Here is a 4,738-nt window from a genome sequence, read left to right as displayed (position 1 = left end):
GCCTGGTAGGGGGCGGGCTGGTAGGGGTGCTGGTCGTGGACGGCGAAGGCCAGCGTGCCGGGACCGTGCGCGAAGATCACCGTGATCATCGGCGAGGTCTCGGCGGCGTGCCGGACGGCGTTGGTGACCAGCTCCGACAGGGCCAGCAGCGCCGGTCCGACCGCCGGGTGCCCGAGGCGGACGCCGCACTCGATCAGGACGAGTTCGGCGGTCTCCCGCACCATCCGCACCGCCGACCCCATGGCCGGGACGGTCAGCACATGCCGGTAGGGCAGGCTCTCCACCTGCGTGACGGTGGTCATCGCGGTCCCTCGGTCGTCGCGTTGCGAGGCCGGACCAGCCGGAACCCGGTGATCGACTGCGGGGTCAGGCGCAGCAGGGTGTCGTGGGGGCCGTGGGCCCAGCCGAGCAGGGTCCTTCTGTAGTGGGCGGCCTCGTCGGGGTCGGTGATGGGGGCGGCCGGGCCGTGGGCGGTGACCGTCCAGCCGACACCGGCCGGGTGCTGGACGTCCTCGCAGTGGTAGGTCAGTGCCGTACGCGACAGGACGGTCAGGGGCTGGACCGGGGCGCGGACGATCAGCCGGCCGTGGTCCAGGGTGTGGCAGGCGGGGCGGACCATCGCCTGCTCGCGCCGGAGGTGGACCAGGCGGCCCGTCCCGGCCCCTTCGAGGAGCCACAGGGCCTCGGTGCCGGAGATCTCCAGCATGATCCGTTCGGCGGGGGCGGTCATAGGCCAACCTTCTCGACGCGGTGCGGACGGGGCGAGTGGTGGTGGCCGGGGAGGACTCCGGCCTGTTCGAGGAGCCCGCGGGCGGCGGTGATCGCCTCGGGGGTGGTGGCGTACTCCCGGCCGTCCGCCCGCAGCAGGTCCAGGGCGCCGACGGAGTCGAGGACCCGGCGCTGGCCGGACCTGATCCCGGAGGCCAGTACGGTGATCCCCCGCCGGCGCAGCTTCTCGACGGCGTCCTTGAGCACCAGGGCGCCGGTGGCGTCCATGGTGGTGATCCGGGACATGCGCAGGATCACCACCCGGACGTCGGCCACCTCCGACAGTTCCAGCAGGAAGCGGTGTGCGCCGGCGAAGAAGACCGGGCCGTCGATGCGGTACGCGACGATGTGCTCGGCGAGCAGGGCGTGCTCCTCCTCGCCGTGTTCCCCGGGCAGGTCGGGCCGGAAGTCGACCTGGTCGATACGGGCCTGCCGGGCGACCGCGCGCAGCGCCAGCGCCCCGGCCACCAGCAGGCCGATGATCACCGCGTAGACCAGGTCCAGGACCAGGGTGGCCGCGGCGGTCAGCACCAGGACGAGCGCGTCGGACCGGGTCGCGCGGGCCATGGCCCGCAGCGAGCCGACCTCCACCATGCGGATCGCGGTCGCCAGCAGCACGCCGGCCAAGGCGGCCAGCGGGATCTTCGCGACCAGCGGGGCGGCGGCGAAGACGATCACCGCGAGGACCACGGCGTGGGTCAGGGCCGCGAGCCGGGAGGAGGCGCCGGTGCGGACGTTGACGGCGGTCCGGGCTATCGCCGCGGTCGCCGGGACCCCGCCGAACAGCGGAGCGGCCAGGTTCGCCACCCCCTGCCCGAACAGCTCCCGGTCCGGGTCGTGCTTCTGGCCGACCGTCATGCCGTCCGCGACGGTCGCCGACAGCAGCGACTCCAGCGCGGCCAGCGCCGCCACCGCCACCGCCGGGGAGATCAGCGAACCCAGCACCGACAGGTCGAGGAAGGCCAGCGAGGGCGCGGGCAGCCCGGACGGCAGCGTGCCGATGGGCGCGGCTCCGCTCAGGTGGAGGGCCTGTGCCAGGAGGGTGGCCGCGATCACCGCGACGATCGAGAACGGGATCGTCGGCCGCCACCGGGCCCCGACCAGCATCACCGCCGCCACCCCGAGCGAGAGGCCGAGCGCGGTCCAGTTCGGGCTCTGGGCGAACGCGACCACCGACCGCCAGGCGACCGCCAGGACCTTCTCGCCCTCCGGCTTGTCCACCCCGAGCGCGTTCGGGACCTGCTGGAGGCCGATGACGCAGGCGATGCCGAGGGTGAAGCCCTCCACCACCGGGGCGGGCACGTACGCCATGTACCGGCCTGCCTTCAACAGCGCCAGGCCGATCAGCAGGACGCCGGCCATCAGCCCGACCGCCAGCACCCCGCCCGGCCCGTACTGGGCGACGATGGGCACCAGCACGACGGTCATCGCCCCGGTCGGCCCGGACACCTGGAGGTTGGAGCCGCCCAGAAGGGCCGCCACCGCGCCGGCCACCACCGCGGTGGCCAGTCCGGCCTCCGCGCCCAGCCCGGAGGAGACGCCGAAGCCGAGCGCCAGGGGCAGGGCGACGATCGCGACCGTCAGCCCGGCCAGCAGGTCCCGGCGCGGGGCTCGGGCCATCGCGGCGTAGTCGGCGCGGGTCGGCAGCACGGCCCGGACCCGGCGCGCGCACCGCGGCAGGAGCGTGCTCACGAGGCGGCCCCGTTCTCCCGCAGGGCGTCGAGCAGGCCGGTCCGATCGGCGAGCACCTCGGTCAGGATCCGCCGGGACGCCGCCCGCAGCTGCGACACATCGCCCCCGGCCGGCTCGTACACCACGGTCGAGCCGTCCCGGGCGGAGGTGACGATCCCCGACCGCCGCACCACCGCCGGCTGCTGCGACAGCGCCGAGGGCTCCACCTCGATCGCCGTCAGCGGTTCCCGCACCGGCAGGGGTCCGCCCTGCAGCGGCTCCAGTGCCCGGATGCGGCCCGGGTGCCCGAGCATCCGGAAGAGGTCGGCCTTGGCCTGATACAGCGGAACCGGCACTCCGCCCCTCCAACCCTTCTCCTGGTCCGGCCGCCCCGCCTCGCGGCGTCGCCGCGCCGACGTGGGACGGACCGACATCCGAATATAGTGAATTGCAGAACTCTGCAATTCACTAACCCACCATAACCCCCTCGCGCCTGCCCGACGGACATCGAAGGAGTCACGCCGACCACTCACACATGCGCAAGCGCGCACGTCGGCCGGATAGGATGCCGGGATGGGCGCCGGCGAGAAGATGGCAGATGCACACCAGCCGCAACAGCGGCGCGGCGGCGAACGGCTGGACGCCGCCGCGGCCGTGCTGAGCCTGCTCTCCGACCGCACCCGACTCGCGCTGATGGAGCGGCTCGGCCGGGGCGAGGCCGATGTGACCACCCTGACCGAGTCCACCGGGGCATCACGCACCTCGGTCAGCCAGCACCTGGCGAAGCTGCGCCTGGCCGGCCTGGTGGCCACCCGCAGGGAGGGGCGGCGTGTGGTGTACTCGCTGCGCCACGGGCATCTGCGGCGCCTGGTCGACGAGGCACTGAACGTCGCCGACCACCAACTCGGCTCACTCCCCCCGCACGACTGACCCCAGGGCCCGTCGACCGGCACCCCACCGAATCGCCCACAACAGGTGCGCGTATGCGCACGTGATGATTACGATGGACGGGTCACCCCCAATCGACCGGGACGGAGCCATGTCGACTGTTCTGGGCAACCGCACCTTTCGCCATCTGTTCCTCGCCCAGGTCGTCGCCCTGGTGGGGACCGGCCTGGCCACGGTGGCGCTCTCGCTGCTGGCGTACGACCTGGCCGGGGAGAACGCCTCGACGGTGCTCGGCACCGCGCTGGCGATCAAGATCGCCGCCTATGTGGCCATCGCCCCGGTGGCGGGCGCGCTCGCCGGGCGGATTCCACGGCGGGTGCTGATGGCGGCGATGGACGTGACCCGGGCCGGGGTGGCGCTCGCCCTGCCGCTGGTGACCCACGTCTGGCAGGTCTACCTGATGGTCTTCCTGCTCCAGGCGGCCTCCGCGGTCTTCACCCCGACCTTCCAGGCCACCATCCCCCAGGTGCTCCCCGGCGAACGCGAGTACACACGGGCGCTGTCGATGTCCCGGCTCGCCTACGACCTGGAGAGCCTGTTCAGCCCCCTGCTCGCCGCCGCCCTGCTCACCCAGGTCACCTACGGCTGGTTGTTCGTGGGCACCACCGCCGGCTTCCTCGCCTCCGCCTCACTGGTGCTCTCGGCCGTTCTGCCCAAGCCGGTCCCGGTGGAACCCACCGGCGACGCCCGCGCCAGGGCCGTCCGCGGCACGCGGCTGCTGTGGGCCACCCCGCGCCTGCGGGCCCTGCTCGCGCTCGACCTCGCCGTGGCCGCCGCCGGGGCGATCGTCTACGTCGACACCGTGGTCATCGTCCGGGACCACTTCCACCAGCCGGCCGGCGCGGTCTCCCTGGCACTCGGCGCCTTCGGAGCCGGCTCGATGCTCACCGCCCTCGCCCTGCCCCGCGTCCTGACCACGGCCGGCGACCGCGCTCTCATGCTGGCCGCCGGATTCGCCCTGCCCGCCGTCCTGGCGGCCGCCGCCGTGCTGACCGCGACCGCCGCGAGCAGCTGGTCCTGGGGCGCGCTGCTCGCGGTCTGGGCACTGGTCGGGGCCGCCTCCTCCGCCGTGCTGACGCCCGGCGGACGGGTCGTCCGCCGATCGGCCGCCGACGCGGACCTCCCCGCCGCGTTCGCCGCCCGGTTCTCCCTGTCCCACAGCTGCTGGCTGCTGACCTACCCTCTGGCCGGATGGCTCGCCGCGGGTTCCGGGATCCCCCTCACCGCCGCGGTGCTCGGCGCCGTCGCCCTGGCCGCCGCCATCGCGGCGACGGCGGCATGGCCGGCCCGCGACCCCGCCCGGCTGGACCACCTCCACACCGACCTGCCCGCCGGCCACCCCCACCTCGCC

General features: G+C 74.1%; 6 protein-coding genes. 2 read left to right on the top strand and 4 right to left on the bottom strand.

Features of this window, described 5'->3' with window-relative positions:
* From E4099_RS29170 to E4099_RS29155, 4 genes are all read right to left on the bottom strand, one after another.
* The coding region (locus E4099_RS29170) for an ATP-binding protein (protein ID WP_135342119.1) at window positions 1–302 on the bottom strand (302 nt) is incomplete at its 3' end.
* Window positions 299–730, bottom strand: a complete 432-nt coding sequence (locus E4099_RS29165) for a pyridoxamine 5'-phosphate oxidase family protein (RefSeq protein ID WP_245245288.1) — start codon at window positions 728–730, stop codon at window positions 299–301. The genes E4099_RS29165 and E4099_RS29170, both read right to left, overlap by 4 nt.
* Window positions 727–2,460, bottom strand: a complete 1,734-nt coding sequence (locus E4099_RS29160) for a SulP family inorganic anion transporter (protein ID WP_135342118.1) — start codon at window positions 2,458–2,460, stop codon at window positions 727–729. The genes E4099_RS29165 and E4099_RS29160 overlap by 4 nt, the downstream gene beginning before the upstream one ends.
* A complete protein-coding gene (locus E4099_RS29155) occupies window positions 2,457–2,795 on the bottom strand; it encodes a helix-turn-helix transcriptional regulator (protein ID WP_135342117.1) in 339 nt (112 codons plus the stop codon). Before E4099_RS29155 ends, E4099_RS29160 begins: the two co-directional genes overlap by 4 nt.
* Window positions 2,796–3,030: 235 nt before the next feature.
* On the opposite strand from E4099_RS29155, the gene E4099_RS29150 reads away from it, so the two are divergent.
* A complete protein-coding gene (locus E4099_RS29150; RefSeq protein ID WP_135342120.1) occupies window positions 3,031–3,369 on the top strand; it encodes an ArsR/SmtB family transcription factor in 339 nt (112 codons plus the stop codon).
* A gap of 109 nt (window positions 3,370–3,478) precedes the next feature.
* On the top strand, window positions 3,479–4,738 hold a 1,260-nt coding region (locus tag E4099_RS29145), incomplete at its 3' end, for an MFS transporter (protein WP_135342116.1).

Origin of the sequence: Streptomyces palmae, assembly GCF_004684805.1 — a bacterium.
GTDB classification, from domain to species: domain Bacteria; phylum Actinomycetota; class Actinomycetes; order Streptomycetales; family Streptomycetaceae; genus Streptomyces; species Streptomyces palmae.
The sequence above is the reverse complement of the archived record's forward strand: the minus strand, read 5'-3'. Positions and strand labels throughout refer to the sequence as shown.